This is a genomic window from Leptolyngbya sp. AN02str (genome assembly GCF_050565595.1).
In the GTDB taxonomy this organism is placed as follows: domain Bacteria; phylum Cyanobacteriota; class Cyanobacteriia; order Elainellales; family Elainellaceae; genus Kaiparowitsia.
The window spans coordinates 17,012-29,908 of sequence record NZ_JBNXVR010000060.1; the positions used below are offsets into that span (position 1 = coordinate 17,012).

Here is a 12,897-nt window from a genome sequence, read left to right on the forward strand (position 1 = left end):
CGCAAACGGCTCCAGTTAAAGTTCCACCGTGGGCCACTCAGGTTCGCGGTAGTAGCGCGTCATATCGTCAAACTTGCGCAACTCTGCCCGATGAATCCACAAGGGAGCCGAGTTATCGGTATTCAACCATTCCAAATTGATATCGCTGAGGGTTTGGCCCAAGGCATCTCGATCCAGCGATTCGGGAAGGATGCCAAAGTAGCCCAAGGTCACGTGGGCCGTGAGATGATACTGCGGATCGATTCCCAACCCCATCAGGTCATGATCTTGATAGATGGCACGACGCAGCGTGAGCACTTTGTCGTAGGAGCTTTCATCCTTGGGAGCCAAACACACGCTAATCGCTCGCGTTCGCAGGTTTAAGCCCAGCGCTTGCCAATAGGCAGGGCGATCGCCCTGAAAGGCGGCTTTGCTTTGCCCAAACAGATGAGCAATGCGATCGCGCAATTTTTGCTCAAAGTTTGGGTCGGCCGTGGCCGCTTGAAACGACGTATCCCAAATCAGATCCGCCAGCGTCATGTGAAAGCTTTCGGGAGGAACGGGAACGACCATTCCCGACGGCAAAGCCTGAACAACCTGCTGCTGAAGCGTACGCAACTGCTCATAAAAGGCAGCATTTTCGCTGTCGTCTTCCCACGGCGGCGTAATGATGGAATAGCCCGGGAACGGAGCAACGGTATAGCTACCATCTGCCTGCTGTTGGTACTTGGGAGAGGCTTGGATATGCTGCGCTTGAGACTTGTGCGCCTCGGGCAGGGTAAGCCGTGCTACCCGATTGATGTAAATCTGAAACGTATCGTCCAACCTAGTCGCCTCGCAGTAAATGTAAAACTGGTAAATCGCTCGTTTTTTATCCTGTATTCAGAAATCCCGAAATTGAATTCGGGTGCTTGAATGGGGCAACGTTTCTTAACTCAGGGTTGACACAGCTCAACGCCGGTATGCACCGGCAAGAAAGTGAGATGCATTAACATCATAGCTATGGTGCAGAAACGAGATAAACCGAACGGGAATCGGGCAAAACGATTGTGGGATCAAGGCCATGCGATCGCCTACCCAAGCAATCTTGATCATGAGATATTCCCTTAATGTAAAGGGTTTGGAACCAAAAATGAGACTGCCTCGCTCAAGGACGTTACAAAAAGACACTACATATATCGCGTGAGCTGTACTCGGTAGCGATCTTTTTTGGTAACAGCAATGTCGCCGACTTCCAGCCGTCCTTTGCCGCGAATGGCCACCAAATCTCCAGCTTTGAGGGCATGGCTGGGCTGGCTAATGTCCTTCCAATTCACACGCACATCGCCTGCGTTGATGAGATCCACCATCTTGCTGCGCGACATGCCAAATCCCGCAGAGGCGATCGCATCCAACCGCAGCGAGGCTTCCACAGTGGCCATTTCCTTTTTCTTAGGTTCCCGAATTTTCAGTTCACTCGGGTCAATTAGGCGAGTTTTTACGGGTACAGAGCGCACCTGAGACAGGCTCACCGTCAAAAATTCCACTAGCTCTGGTGCCACAATGGCCTGCGCGCCGCGCTCACCCAATACCAGCACATCGCCCGTCTTTTCGCGCACAATGCCCGTTCCCAACATCGCCCCCAAAAAGTCGCGATGGGTGGCGGTATCAAACAAGAAGTTGCCGCTAATTTCAATCGCGGCGATCGCCACTTGGGTTTCGTCAAGCGGTAGTTCTGAGCGGGCGATCGCCACACGCTGCCGCTCCGCCTGGGGATAGCCCCCCCATGCCACAAGCTGCACTTCGGTTAGCCGCGCAAACAGATGTTTGACCTCGGCCAACTCTGGAGGAGAGAGGAAATCGGTACACACCACCTCCCAAGTTTTGATGGCTTGCTCGGCCAGGTCGATGACCCGCACAGCGGTGTCTCGATTTTCAATGCCTTTAAGTAATTCGTCGCGTGGTAGCATTCCTGCTGGTTTGTAACGGGTCAAATTCAGCACTGCCGAATGGTTTTGCGCAGATTCGGAGTAGTGCCGCTTTTCCATTATGCGGTGAGCGGGCATGGGCGATCGCCAGCAGGCGATAGGGAAAACCCGAATTCGGTTCAGGCTTCAGCGTTGTCGAACACCAAAGTCGAACACGAGAGTTCGCAACTGGTCATTCGATCTCTGCGTTCAAGCGATGGGTGCGGAGTTTCAGGCTCTAGGCCCAACCGACAGGTATAGATGCTGGGCGGGATCGAGAGCCACCCGGTTGGTTGGGTAATTTTGCTTATTCACCGCCCTCATCGTCTTCCCCGTCCTGCTAGGATCGAGAAAGCAAGCCCTTATGGTGTGAATTCGCGGATCATGTCTTTAGATAACCTACGGGATCTGTATCAACAGGTCATTTTGGAACGCTACAAAAAGCCGCGCAACAAAGGCAAAACCAACCCAATCGATCGCTACCAAAAGGGACACAATCCCTCCTGTGGCGACACGATCGAGCTAACGCTTAAGCTCGATGCGGCAGGCGATCGCATTGAAGAGGTGAAGTTTGACGGGGAAGGATGCGCCATTTCCATGGCATCGGCAGACCTCATGGCCGAAGCATTGCGTGGCAAAAAGGTAGAGGAAGCATTAAGCATGGTGCAGCGCTTTCAAGCCATGATGCGAGGGGAGGATGAGTTTCCCCAAGAGCTGCGCAAGCTAAATGTGATGCAGGGTGTGGCGCAGTTTCCGGTGCGCATTAAGTGCGCCAACTTGAGCTGGCATACGCTCAAAGCTGCCCTGGAGCAAGCCCAAGCAGACGTGGGCGAGTTTGTGAGCAACGAGGCGATCGATTAGGCGGCATCTCGCTGGATCATTCAGCCAGAGTCGTGAACAGAACTCGCATGCTGTATCGGCGCGATCGCCCAATCCAGGCTAGATTCTGCCTTTACCGTTCGTTGCACGACTTTATTTCTGTTAATGTGAGTATTGCTTACTACAATTTGCTACTGCGATAGCAATGCCGGGGTGAGAGTGTTATGGGAATGTATGTGCCGACAACGGCAGATTTTTTGAAGATTGCTCAGTGGTCGGGAATTTTTACCCTGGTCTGTGGGGCGATCGCCATTTTGGGCTTTTTGTTTAAGTGGGGCATCCGGTTTCGCTTTGTTGGCGTGACTGGCTTTATGGCGGTGCTCACAGTCGGGTTGTTTTCCCTGAGCCTGTTTCCACTCACGCGCACCATCATTCCTGGAGCGGTTCGCTACACCAGCGTTTACGACTCGGGCTCCACCAATGTAGTCATCACCGTTCCAACTCCCCTCACCGAAGAGGCGTTTACGGCAACCCTTCAGCAAGCTGCAAGCGACATGTTTTCACCAGGGCGATTGGGCCGGGGTGGCGAAGATCGCCTCACCATTCGAGCGCGAACGGTCATCCACCCGTCTGAGGGTGTGTCGGAACCGCTGTATTTGGGAGAAGTGCGGCGATCGCTCCTCAACCGCGACGATGAGGACATGACAATTCGCATCAACCGAGCCAACTTTGCCAAACTGCCGCAGCCCGTTGCCGAGGAAGCTGCCGCCAGCTAACTGCTCGGTTTTTTCTAACCCCGATTCATTCCCTTGACGAATCCCCTCGTCTGCCGATAACGTTCCAGGAATCTGTATTTATCGCTTCAATTTCTATCCATCGATTTCATCAATGACAAACCCGCTCAGTCCCGCCGCCAATGCGGCCTCTTCATTGATCTCCAGCATGATGGCTCCGGCTCAAGTGGTGCGCGGATCCCATGCACTGGCCCAGTCTGGAGCAGCGATCGCTCGGTTGGGCAAGCGTCCGTTGGTGGTGGGGGGCGATCGCTCCTTGGCAGCGGCTCTTCCTCAGCTTGAGCCAGCTCTTACCCAGCAGGGACTAGCCTTCGCCACGGCTCAGTATGGAGCCGATTGCAGCGAAGCCAGTTTGGAGCATCTGCGGCAGGCCGTGGCCACGCACGATGCGGATGTGGTGGTGGGCATTGGCGGCGGCAAAGCGCTGGATACAGCAAAGCTGTTGGGCTATCAAACTCAGCGCCCCGTCGTAACCGTTCCTACATCGGCGGCCACCTGTGCGGCCTGGACAGCGCTGTCAAATGTCTACACCGACGAAGGGGCATTTTTGTACGATGTGGGCTTGCCCCGCTGCCCCGAGTTGCTGATTTTGGATTACGACCTAGTGCAAACGAGCGATCGCCGCACTTTGGTTGCAGGCATTGGAGATGCGCTGGCCAAGTGGTACGAATCCTCGGTCAGCAGTGGCCATTCCGACCAAACGTTAATGATCGCCGCCGTTCAGCAAGCGCGAGTTCTGCGCGACATCCTCTTCCAAAAATCTGCCGCAGCGCTGGAAAATCCCGGTGGCGCTGTTTGGCGGGAAGTGGTAGATGCCTCGGTGCTGTTGGCGGGGGTGATTGGTGGCCTGGGTGGAGCGCAGTGCCGCACGGTTGCCGCCCACGCCGTTCACAACGGCCTCACCCACATTCCCCTTTGCCACCATGCGCTCCATGGCGAAAAGGTGGCCTTTGGCATTTTGGTGCAGCTTCGACTGGAGGAGATGGTGCAGGGCAACGGCCTCGCTTCTGCATCCAGACAGCAATTGCTCAAGTTCTACGACGAGATTGGTTTGCCCAAAACTCTGGCCGATTTGGGCTTGGCCAATGCCACCCTGGCAGAACTGGAGCAGGCAGCGGTGTTGGCCTGTCAACCCCAGTCCGATATTCATCGGCTGCCGTTTACCGTTACTTCGGCCCAACTCATGGCAGCCATGGTGTCTACCACAGCCCCCACGGGCGATGGGCGCATGGGCGATTTGAGTGGTGCTGTGTCATCTTTTGCTGAGGAGGTGTCCCGATGACGTACGACTGGATTAATCACCGGGCGGATCGGTTGCGATCGCTCCCTCCCTATGTGTTTGCCCGGTTGGATGAGCTGAAAGCCCGCGCCCGTGAGCAAGGGCTCGACCTGATTGACCTGGGCATGGGCAACCCCGATGGCCCTACGCCTCAACCCATTGTGGATGCTGCGATCGCGGCTCTTCAAGATCCCAGCAACCACGGCTATCCCCCGTTTGAAGGCACGGCCAGCTTTCGCAAGGCCATCACCGACTGGTACCATCGCCGCTACGATGTTGAGCTAGATCCCGATGGGGAAGCCTTGCCCCTACTGGGTTCCAAGGAAGGGTTGGCCCATTTGGCCATGGCCTACATTAACCCTGGTGATGTGGTGCTGGTGCCCAGTCCCGCCTATCCCGCTCACTTTCGGGGGCCTGCGATCGCCGGAGCCGACATTTATCCCCTTATCCTGAAACCTGAAAATGACTGGCTGATTGATCTGGCCGCCATTCCCGATGAGGTGGCGCAACGGGCCAAGGTGCTGTACTTCAACTACCCCAGCAACCCCACCGCCGCCACTGCCCCGCGAGAATTCTTTGAAGATGTGGTGGCCTTTGCTCGCAAGCACGAAATTTTGCTGGTGCACGATCAGGCCTATGCCGAGCTGGCGTTTGATGGCTTCAAACCCACCAGTTTGCTAGAAATTCCGGGCGCCAAAGACATCGGCGTGGAATTTCACACCATGTCCAAAACCTACAACATGGCGGGTTGGCGCGTAGGCTTTGTGGTGGGCAACCGTCACATCATTCAGGGCTTGCGGACGCTCAAAACGAACCTGGACTATGGCATTTTCTCGGCACTGCAAAAGGCGGCAGAAACCGCGCTGCAACTGCCCGACATGTACTTGCACGAGGTACAGGCTCGCTATCGCACCCGCCGCGACTTTTTGATTGAGGGGTTGGGTGAGCTGGGCTGGACGGTGCCCAAAACTCGCGCCACGATGTACCTGTGGGTGACCTGCCCACCCGGAATGAAGTCTGCGGACTTTGCCCTGGAAGTGTTGCAGCGGACGGGTGTGGTGTTTACGCCGGGTAGTGCCTTTGGCGATGGTGGCGAGGGCTACGTGCGCGTGAGCTTGATTGCCGACTGCGATCGCCTGGGTGAAGCCCTCAAGCGCATGAAAGAAAATGGAATTTTTTTCAATTCCATGCCTGAATCTGAGCATACTGGAGCAACCGTTATTCGCTCCTAGTGGCTCCTAATTTATGTCCAATGCTCCGCTCCAGCAGCGTCAGGGTGTTTTTGAAGAGCGGGCGTTTACTCGCCCCCAGGCCAACCAAACGATTTCTTGCCAAATTTTGATTGTGGGTGGATCAACCGCTGCTTACTCGGCAGCGTTGGTTACGGCTCGTGCCGGATTGAACGTGTGTTTGGTGCAGCCAACCCATATTTTGGGCGGTCAGTTTACCACGCAGGCGTTGCCCGCTTCGGATGATGGCGATTTGTTGAAGCACCTCTCCCATACGGGAGTGACCGGAGAGCAATTCGCCATCTCCAAGTTTCAGCGACAATTTCGCGATCGCCAGCGGCAGCTTCAGCCAGTACAGGGCAAGGTCGTTTCAAATCCAGGTGGGGGCTGGGTTGGGCTGCTGTGTACCAGTCCCATTGTGGCAGCCACCGCATTGAATGAGGCGATCGCGCCCCACTTGCAAGCGGGAAATCTCAAGTTCATTCCCCATGCAGAACCCACCAGAATTCTCACAGAATCTGGAGGGAGCGATCGCAAGCGCGTCACCGGAGTTGTCTTTCACGATCATCAGCGCAACCTTGCCTTTACCGTGCAGGCCCGGATCGTGATCGAAGCAACCGACCTGGGCGATGTTCTGGAACTGGGCCAAATTGAATCGCGCATTGGGCAAGAAACCCGTAGCCAAACTGGGGAAGCGGCCCTACCCGAACGAGCGCTGCCCGAATGTCAGCAGTCGTTTACCTTTGGCGCAATTGTCGAACTGACGCCACCCGGAAACGGGGTTCCGATTGGGGCACCCGCTGGCTACAACCGCAACGCATGGCTGCTCGCTCACCAGTTCGAAGATCGGTTTTGGATTAAATCTGGCGGCAAGTGGGAAGCTGCACGGCACTTTTTAGATCCCTTTGGCATTTTTCGCTATCGGCGGCTGATTCGCAGTGCCACTCATGAAAACTCGGTCACCGTTGGCGATGTCACCGTGCTGAACTGGGGCCAGCATCAGCATGGCGAAACGGGAGAGTGGCTGTGTGGCAATGACTACCGAGTTGGGGAGTTGGTGGGCGTAAGCCGCGAGGAGCGCAAACGCCATCTCAAACAGGCGCGCGATCGCGCTCGGGCCTATGTCCACTTTTTGCAGCAGCGAGGCAACTCGCTAAAACCCAGAGGCGACCTGAGCTGGACTGCCGATGGCATTGGGCTAGAGCCCTACATTCGAGAAGCTCGACGGGGGGTGGCGCTCACCACCATTCGCCACGAAGATGTGGCCAAGCATTTCTTTCCTGGGCAGGCGCGGGCGCGCACCTTTGACGACAGTGTGGGCATTGGCCAATACCACTATCTCGATCTACACGGCAACGATCGCCAGGGACACGCCAGCCTACCCGGCGATAAAGTGATTGCCTTACCCTTTAGCCTTCCATTGGGGGCGTTGGTTCCTATTCACACAGACGGATTGGTGCTGTCGGCCAAGAGCATTGGCACCACCCACATTACCAATGCGGCGTATCGCATGCACCCCATGGAGTGGGCCATTGGGGAAGCCAGCGGTTATCTGGCAGCCCTATCAATTTGGATGAATGTCCAACCCAGAGCGATCGCCACGCAAGAAGCTCTCACCCGCAAACTCCAGGGACTCCTCACGCGCAACCACATTCCCATCGTGTGGTTTGATGACGTGGCTCATGATGACAAGGACTTTGAGGCGATTCAGGTCTTGGCAGCAGCAGGCATTATCCGTAGCGAAAGCCATGCCAACCTGCATTTCCATCCCCAAACCACGGTCAATCGTGCTGTGGTGGTTACGGCGTTGCTCAATCTCCTCAACATTCCGCCCAAGGTTCCTGCTGCGCCCACCTTTGTGGATGTGCCTCCCGACCACTGGGCCTATGCCAATGTAGAGGCGATGGTGGCCGAGGGGTTTGTCGCTGGGGTGGGCGATCGCCAGTTTGCCCCCAACCGACCCATCAGCCGCGAGCAACTTTCCTTTTTGGTCAAAAAGGCCATGCCCGAAGCTTACGATCGCGCTTTTGCCACCGTTCCAACTGATCGCACGCTGCTGCTGCGACGCGAACTCTCGCGCGTCTTTTACGAATTGCTAAAAACCAAGCTCAAACTATGAGCGCATCACCAAGCTCATCTGAATTCGAGCACCCCGATCTGGGTACACTTCAACAGGCTATTTTGCAACAGGTGCGCGATCGCGGGCCTAGCAAAAGCATTTGCCCTTCAGAAGTAGCGCGATCGCTAGGAGGTCATCATTGGCAGCAGTTGATGCCATCTATTCGCCAGGCCGGTGCAGCATTGGTCAAATCTGGCGATATACTGGCTACTCAACAGGGTCAACCCGTAGATCCACTCACACGGCAAAAGGCCCTATCCGCTTTACGGTGATTGCAAACTCTCACCCTTCACCGGCTTAACCTCCACAGCTTCTCCCTACTTGTCTTCATATCTGTTTTAGTTTGCTTTCCCACATCCGCAATGGAGCATTTGGATGGAACACTTGCTCATTGCGAACCTGGTTCAATCCGTAAAGATCGATATTTTCAAGCCCTGCTGACCAACTCTGGGTAGCTCTCCCATTCGGTTTATAGCACCAGAGTTTGTATCAAAACGGACATACTCCGGCTAGCAGACAGTGAAAAATGGCGATTAATGTAGAACGTCTGTCCAATGTGATAACTCTCCGTTAGAGGATCTTAAAGATGAGTTTCGTTGGTGATCCCCAGCCTGTTGATCGCTCTCAAGCGTCAGAGGACTATCCTCTTACTGCCGTTCCCTTAGATGCTCGTAAGCCCATTTGGTCGCTCGCTCCTTTGTTGATGGGGTTTGCGCTTACCTCCACCACCCTATTTGCAGGAGGTGCAATCGGCCCTGCCTTCCGATTTACCGACATGATATGGATCGTGCTGATCGGAAACATTCTACTTGGGGCATACTGTGCTGCGCTTGGCTTTATTGCCCAGCGTAGTGGTCTGCCGACTGTACTTATGGCCCGCTTTAGCTTTGGCAATGTTGCCTCTCGCTGGGTGGACTTTGTTCTGGGCTTTACGCAAATTGGGTGGTATGCCGTAACCAATTCCTTCATTGCGGACGCATTGACCGAGCTACTGGGATTGCCAAGCTGGTTTCGAGTTGTTGGCACGATCTTTTTCACCTATGCCTTTTGTGTTACGGCTTACATTGGCTACAAAGCAATGGACTGGCTCAGCCGTTTGGCGGTTCCAGCCATGTTGGTGTTGATTGTTGTGAGCCTGGCTTTAGGGTTTCGAGATGCAGGAGATTTGACCGCCATCGAACCCACAAGCCCTATGTCGTTGACCCAAGCCCTGGCTGTGGTCATTGGCACCTTCATTTCAGGTGGTACCCAAGCTACCAACTGGAGCCGCTTTGGCGACACCACCAAAAACGCAGTTATGAGCACCGCTCTGGCCTTCTTCTTTATCAACGGTCTCCTCATTTTTACAGGAGCGTTTTGCACGCTGGTTTATGGCAGCGAAAACCTGATTCAGGCCATGGCTACACAAGGCATTTTGCTGGCTGGGGTGATTTTGCTCATTCTGAATGTGTGGACGACGCAGGACAACACGATCTATAGTTTTTCGCTAGCAGGAACCAACTTTTTGCGCACAACCAAGCGCCACTTGTTTGTGCTGGGCGGCGCAACGCTGGCCTTGGTACTGTCTCTCGGTGGCATTGCCGACAATATCATTCCCTGGCTGCTGCTGTTGGGTACGGTGATTCCGCCGATTGGGGGCATCATCATGATGGATTTTTGGTTCCGCCATCGGGGACAGTTCCCTTCGCTGCAAAGCGATGTGCCAGCCTTTAACTGGGCGGGTGTGATTTCCTATATTTCCGCTTCACTCATTGCCTACTTTAGCGGCAGTGCTGGGTTGGGAGTAGGGCCAATTAACGGGATTGTGGCCGCCGCTGTGCTGTATGCCGTCCTAACGCGGGTGATTCCCCAACCCATTCGCTCAACCACGATGTAAAATTTGCGATCGCCAAAATCGCAACTCACCAATCGTACGGCTACATTCAATTCATGCTTGAATTGAGACCCCAAACGCGACTCATTCACGAGTTTGTTTGGGGTCTTGCCGTTGTTCACATTCCACCTACAACATAAACACACCAGGTTTGGGGGGCTTGCGTCAGCCCTGACATTTCAAACAAAAGAAGGGAACTCAAGATGAAAACATGGGAACTGAACCGCTGTGTGGTGTTGGCTGGCGTAGAGCTAGAACCCCACTGGTGCGATCGCTTGGTGGTTCAAGATGGGGTGATTCAGGACATGGTGCTGGGCGATCGCTGCATGACACTAGAAACGGGTGCCTTGGTCGTCATGCCGGGAATGGTAAACGGCCATACCCACATGGGCGACTCCTGTTTGCCCGATGGTGCAACTGGCATGACCTTGGAGCAGGGCTTTTTTCGGCCTCAGGGCTATAAGTACCGTGAACTCGCCAAACAAACCGAAACCGAACATTTGGGCCATATTGCCGCACACTTGCAGTACATGGCTCGCACGGGCACGATCGCTCATTTCGACTTTCGCGAGCAGGGTGCCTATGGGAGCCAACTGTTGCGAACCGCAGCCCAGCAAACGGGTGTGCGATCGGTGGTGTTGGGCCAGTTCAACGAGCTGCCGTTTACCGCTGAGGAATTGCAGCAGAATCGGGTGGGGTTGAGGGAAGGAGCGATCGCCCAGCTCCAGGACATTTTGTCTGTAGCGGATGGCTTTTCCGAAAGCACCATGAACGACTTGACCGATGCCGCCTGGAAGCAAATTTGCGACCTCACCACTCAGCAAGGCAAACTGCGGGCCATCCACTGTCTCGAAAATGATGGCTACCGTACGGTGAGCCTGGAGGTTACGGGCAAGGGCGACTTGGAACGGGCGATCGCTCTCTATCATCCCGATTTGGTGATCCATGCGACGGTTGCCAACCCAACCGAAATCGCCATGTTGTCGCAGCACCGCACCAACGTCGTGCTCAATCCCAGAGCCAACGCCAACTTAGGATTGCCGCTGCCGCCCATCGCCCAACTCTTGCAAAGCCAAGCGAACCTGCTGCTCGGCACCGACAACGGCCTACTCAACAGCCCTAACCTCTTTGCCGAAATGGACTTTACCTACAAAGTTGCCAAAAGTCAGTTTGGCGATGCAGTGCATCCCGATCCGGTTGACATCTTGAAAATGACCACCAGCAACCTGCGCCATGTTCCCATTCCCGATCTGCACGGCTATTTGGAACCCGGCTTACCTGCTGATTTGGTGGTGCTCAACTTTCACCAGCCACACCTGCGCGCCACCCGCCATCTCATCGCCTCGATTGTGACGCGCGTTACCCCCGAAGATGTAGTGCTAACACTGCGGCAAGGGCAGGTGCTTTATCAAAACCAGGATTGGAGTCTTGCAGCGGCTAGCCCATCACTCGACACACAAAGCCTTTGAGATAGGTGCTTTCGGGAAAGGACAACAGCGTTGGGTGATCGGCGGCTTGGCCCAGACGATGGATGAGCTGGGCTTCGCAGTGGGCATCAAGCGCAGCATCCGCCACAATTTTTTGAAACAAGTCAGTTGGCATCAGACCCGAGCACGAAAAAGTGATCAGCACCCCACCGGGACGCAGCAGCAAGAAGGCCAGACGGTTAATGTCTTTATAGCCTCGTGCCGCTTTTTGCAGATTGGCTTGAGATTCTACAAATTTGGGCGGATCGAGCACAATCACATCAAATTGACGGGCCTCATCTCGAAATTGGCGCAGCAGCCGAAACACATCGCCTTCCACATGGTCGTACTGGGCTGGGTCAAGCTGATTCAGTTGGTGATTGCGTTCTGATAGTTCTAGGGCAAAGGCAGAAGCATCCATATTCAGCACATGGCTGGCACCTGCGGCCAACGCCGCCAACGAAAAACCGCCTGTGTAGGAGAAGCAGTTGAGCACCTGGCGATCGCGACAAAACTGAGCGGCGATCGCTCGATTATCCCGTTGATCCAAATAGAATCCGGTTTTGTGGCCCGCGCGTACATCCACCAGCAAATGTAAGTTTCCTTCCTGAATCTTGATCAATTCGGGCGGATCCTCGCCATGCAGCAACCCTGTCCGCAACGGCAAGCCTTCTTTTTGCCGCACATCCACATCCGATCGCTCATAAATGATGCAGTCAGGAAAGCGTCGAGAGAGCCATTCGGCAACCACATCGCCCCAATAATCGGCCCCTGCTGTCAAAAACTGGCACACCAGCACATCAGCATAGCGATCAACAACAATTCCCGGTAGGCCATCACTTTCGGCAGCCACTAACCGACAGGCCGTTTGCTGTGGGTCACTGAGCAGTTGAGCCCGAGCTGCGATCGCCCGATCGAGCTGCCTATCAAACCAGGCTGCATCAACCACCGTTTCAGGCTCATAGGTCCACATGCGCACCCGAATTTGCGACCTGGGGGAAAAGCTGCCCAACCCCAATGGCTCATCCTTGGCAGAGCGCACTTGCACCGTTTCGCCCAACTGAGGCTGGCCCATCACCCGAGCGATCGCCCCTTCAAATAGCCAGGGATGGCGGCGCAGCAGCGATTTTTCGCGTCCTGGCCTTAGCACAACCGATGCAACAGCAGAGTCAGACATGAATTTGGCAATAAAGAACCTTTACTATCCTATAGCGATCGCCAGGTTGATTCAGGCGCGTATTCTTAACCTAAATCAGCCAATCTTGCGCCGATATTCCGCAGGTTGCTGGGAATTAATTAAGCAGGTAGTAACGGCAGTAAGGTAGGCCCAAAAGTTGGATGATTTTAGAGCGCTCATCCATCAGATTACTGACCTGCTGAGCTTGCCCGATTG

General features: G+C 54.9%; 12 protein-coding genes. 9 read left to right on the forward strand and 3 right to left on the reverse strand.

Going from position 1 to position 12,897, the window contains the following annotated elements; translation table 11 throughout:
• Positions 1-15: 15 nt before the first annotated feature.
• Both ACQ4M4_RS26775 and ACQ4M4_RS26780 read right to left on the reverse strand, forming a co-directional pair.
• Positions 16-804 carry a DUF1868 domain-containing protein gene (locus ACQ4M4_RS26775; RefSeq protein ID WP_430687545.1) on the reverse strand — a complete coding sequence of 263 codons (789 nt, stop codon included), beginning with the start codon at positions 802-804 and terminating at the stop codon, positions 16-18.
• 344 nt (positions 805-1,148) lie between these two features.
• Positions 1,149-2,024, reverse strand: coding sequence for a photosystem II S4 domain protein (locus ACQ4M4_RS26780; protein WP_430687546.1), 876 nt, complete (start codon positions 2,022-2,024; stop codon positions 1,149-1,151).
• A 285-nt stretch (positions 2,025-2,309) separates the two neighbouring features.
• On the opposite strand from ACQ4M4_RS26780, the gene sufU reads away from it, so the two are divergent.
• From sufU to ACQ4M4_RS26825, 9 genes are all read left to right on the forward strand, one after another.
• Entirely contained in the window at positions 2,310-2,786 is a 477-nt protein-coding gene (sufU, locus tag ACQ4M4_RS26785; RefSeq protein WP_430687547.1) for a Fe-S cluster assembly sulfur transfer protein SufU, read from the forward strand.
• 32 nt (positions 2,787-2,818) lie between these two features.
• Positions 2,819-2,947: a hypothetical protein gene (locus ACQ4M4_RS26790; protein ID WP_430687548.1), complete on the forward strand. Its 129-nt coding sequence runs from the start codon at positions 2,819-2,821 to the stop codon at positions 2,945-2,947.
• 21 nt (positions 2,948-2,968) lie between these two features.
• Positions 2,969-3,520, forward strand: a complete 552-nt coding sequence (locus tag ACQ4M4_RS26795; RefSeq protein ID WP_430687549.1) for a Ycf51 family protein — start codon at positions 2,969-2,971, stop codon at positions 3,518-3,520.
• Between the two features lie 112 nt (positions 3,521-3,632).
• Complete coding sequence (locus ACQ4M4_RS26800; RefSeq protein WP_430687550.1) at positions 3,633-4,820, forward strand: iron-containing alcohol dehydrogenase family protein; 1,188 nt, start codon at positions 3,633-3,635, stop codon at positions 4,818-4,820.
• Entirely contained in the window at positions 4,817-6,049 is a 1,233-nt protein-coding gene (locus ACQ4M4_RS26805; RefSeq protein WP_430687551.1) for an aspartate aminotransferase, read from the forward strand. The genes ACQ4M4_RS26800 and ACQ4M4_RS26805 overlap by 4 nt, the downstream gene beginning before the upstream one ends.
• A gap of 13 nt (positions 6,050-6,062) precedes the next feature.
• A complete protein-coding gene (locus tag ACQ4M4_RS26810) occupies positions 6,063-8,165 on the forward strand; it encodes an FAD-dependent oxidoreductase (protein WP_430687552.1) in 2,103 nt (700 codons plus the stop codon).
• Positions 8,162-8,437, forward strand: a complete 276-nt coding sequence (locus ACQ4M4_RS26815; protein WP_430687553.1) for a DUF3253 domain-containing protein — start codon at positions 8,162-8,164, stop codon at positions 8,435-8,437. Before ACQ4M4_RS26810 ends, ACQ4M4_RS26815 begins: the two co-directional genes overlap by 4 nt.
• Before the next feature lie 314 nt (positions 8,438-8,751).
• Positions 8,752-10,041 (forward strand): cytosine permease, encoded by a 1,290-nt coding sequence (gene codB / locus ACQ4M4_RS26820; protein ID WP_430687554.1) that lies wholly within the window; start codon positions 8,752-8,754, stop codon positions 10,039-10,041.
• Positions 10,042-10,241: 200 nt separating this feature from the next.
• Positions 10,242-11,507, forward strand: coding sequence for an amidohydrolase family protein (locus ACQ4M4_RS26825; RefSeq protein ID WP_430687555.1), 1,266 nt, complete (start codon positions 10,242-10,244; stop codon positions 11,505-11,507).
• Here ACQ4M4_RS26825 and ACQ4M4_RS26830 read toward each other — a convergent pair.
• Positions 11,476-12,681, reverse strand: coding sequence for a class I SAM-dependent rRNA methyltransferase (locus ACQ4M4_RS26830; RefSeq protein ID WP_430687556.1), 1,206 nt, complete (start codon positions 12,679-12,681; stop codon positions 11,476-11,478). The genes ACQ4M4_RS26825 and ACQ4M4_RS26830 overlap by 32 nt on opposite strands.
• Between the last annotated feature and the right edge of the window lie 216 nt (positions 12,682-12,897).

Excerpts from the sequence above, each read along its gene's own strand:
- ACQ4M4_RS26800 (WP_430687550.1), top strand. The coding sequence starts at position 3,633 with ATGACAAACCCGCTCAGTCCCGCCGCCAATGCGGCCTCTTCATTGATC.
- ACQ4M4_RS26795 (WP_430687549.1), top strand. The coding sequence starts at position 2,969 with ATGGGAATGTATGTGCCGACAACGGCAGATTTTTTGAAGATTGCTCAG.
- ACQ4M4_RS26810 (WP_430687552.1), top strand. The coding sequence starts at position 6,063 with ATGTCCAATGCTCCGCTCCAGCAGCGTCAGGGTGTTTTTGAAGAGCGG.
- ACQ4M4_RS26825 (WP_430687555.1), top strand. The coding sequence starts at position 10,242 with ATGAAAACATGGGAACTGAACCGCTGTGTGGTGTTGGCTGGCGTAGAG.
- ACQ4M4_RS26805 (WP_430687551.1), top strand. The coding sequence starts at position 4,817 with ATGACGTACGACTGGATTAATCACCGGGCGGATCGGTTGCGATCGCTC.
- ACQ4M4_RS26815 (WP_430687553.1), top strand. The coding sequence starts at position 8,162 with ATGAGCGCATCACCAAGCTCATCTGAATTCGAGCACCCCGATCTGGGT.
- ACQ4M4_RS26780 (WP_430687546.1), bottom strand. The coding sequence starts at position 2,024 with ATGCCCGCTCACCGCATAATGGAAAAGCGGCACTACTCCGAATCTGCG.
- sufU (WP_430687547.1), top strand. The coding sequence starts at position 2,310 with ATGTCTTTAGATAACCTACGGGATCTGTATCAACAGGTCATTTTGGAA.
- codB (WP_430687554.1), top strand. The coding sequence starts at position 8,752 with ATGAGTTTCGTTGGTGATCCCCAGCCTGTTGATCGCTCTCAAGCGTCA.
- ACQ4M4_RS26830 (WP_430687556.1), bottom strand. The coding sequence starts at position 12,681 with ATGTCTGACTCTGCTGTTGCATCGGTTGTGCTAAGGCCAGGACGCGAA.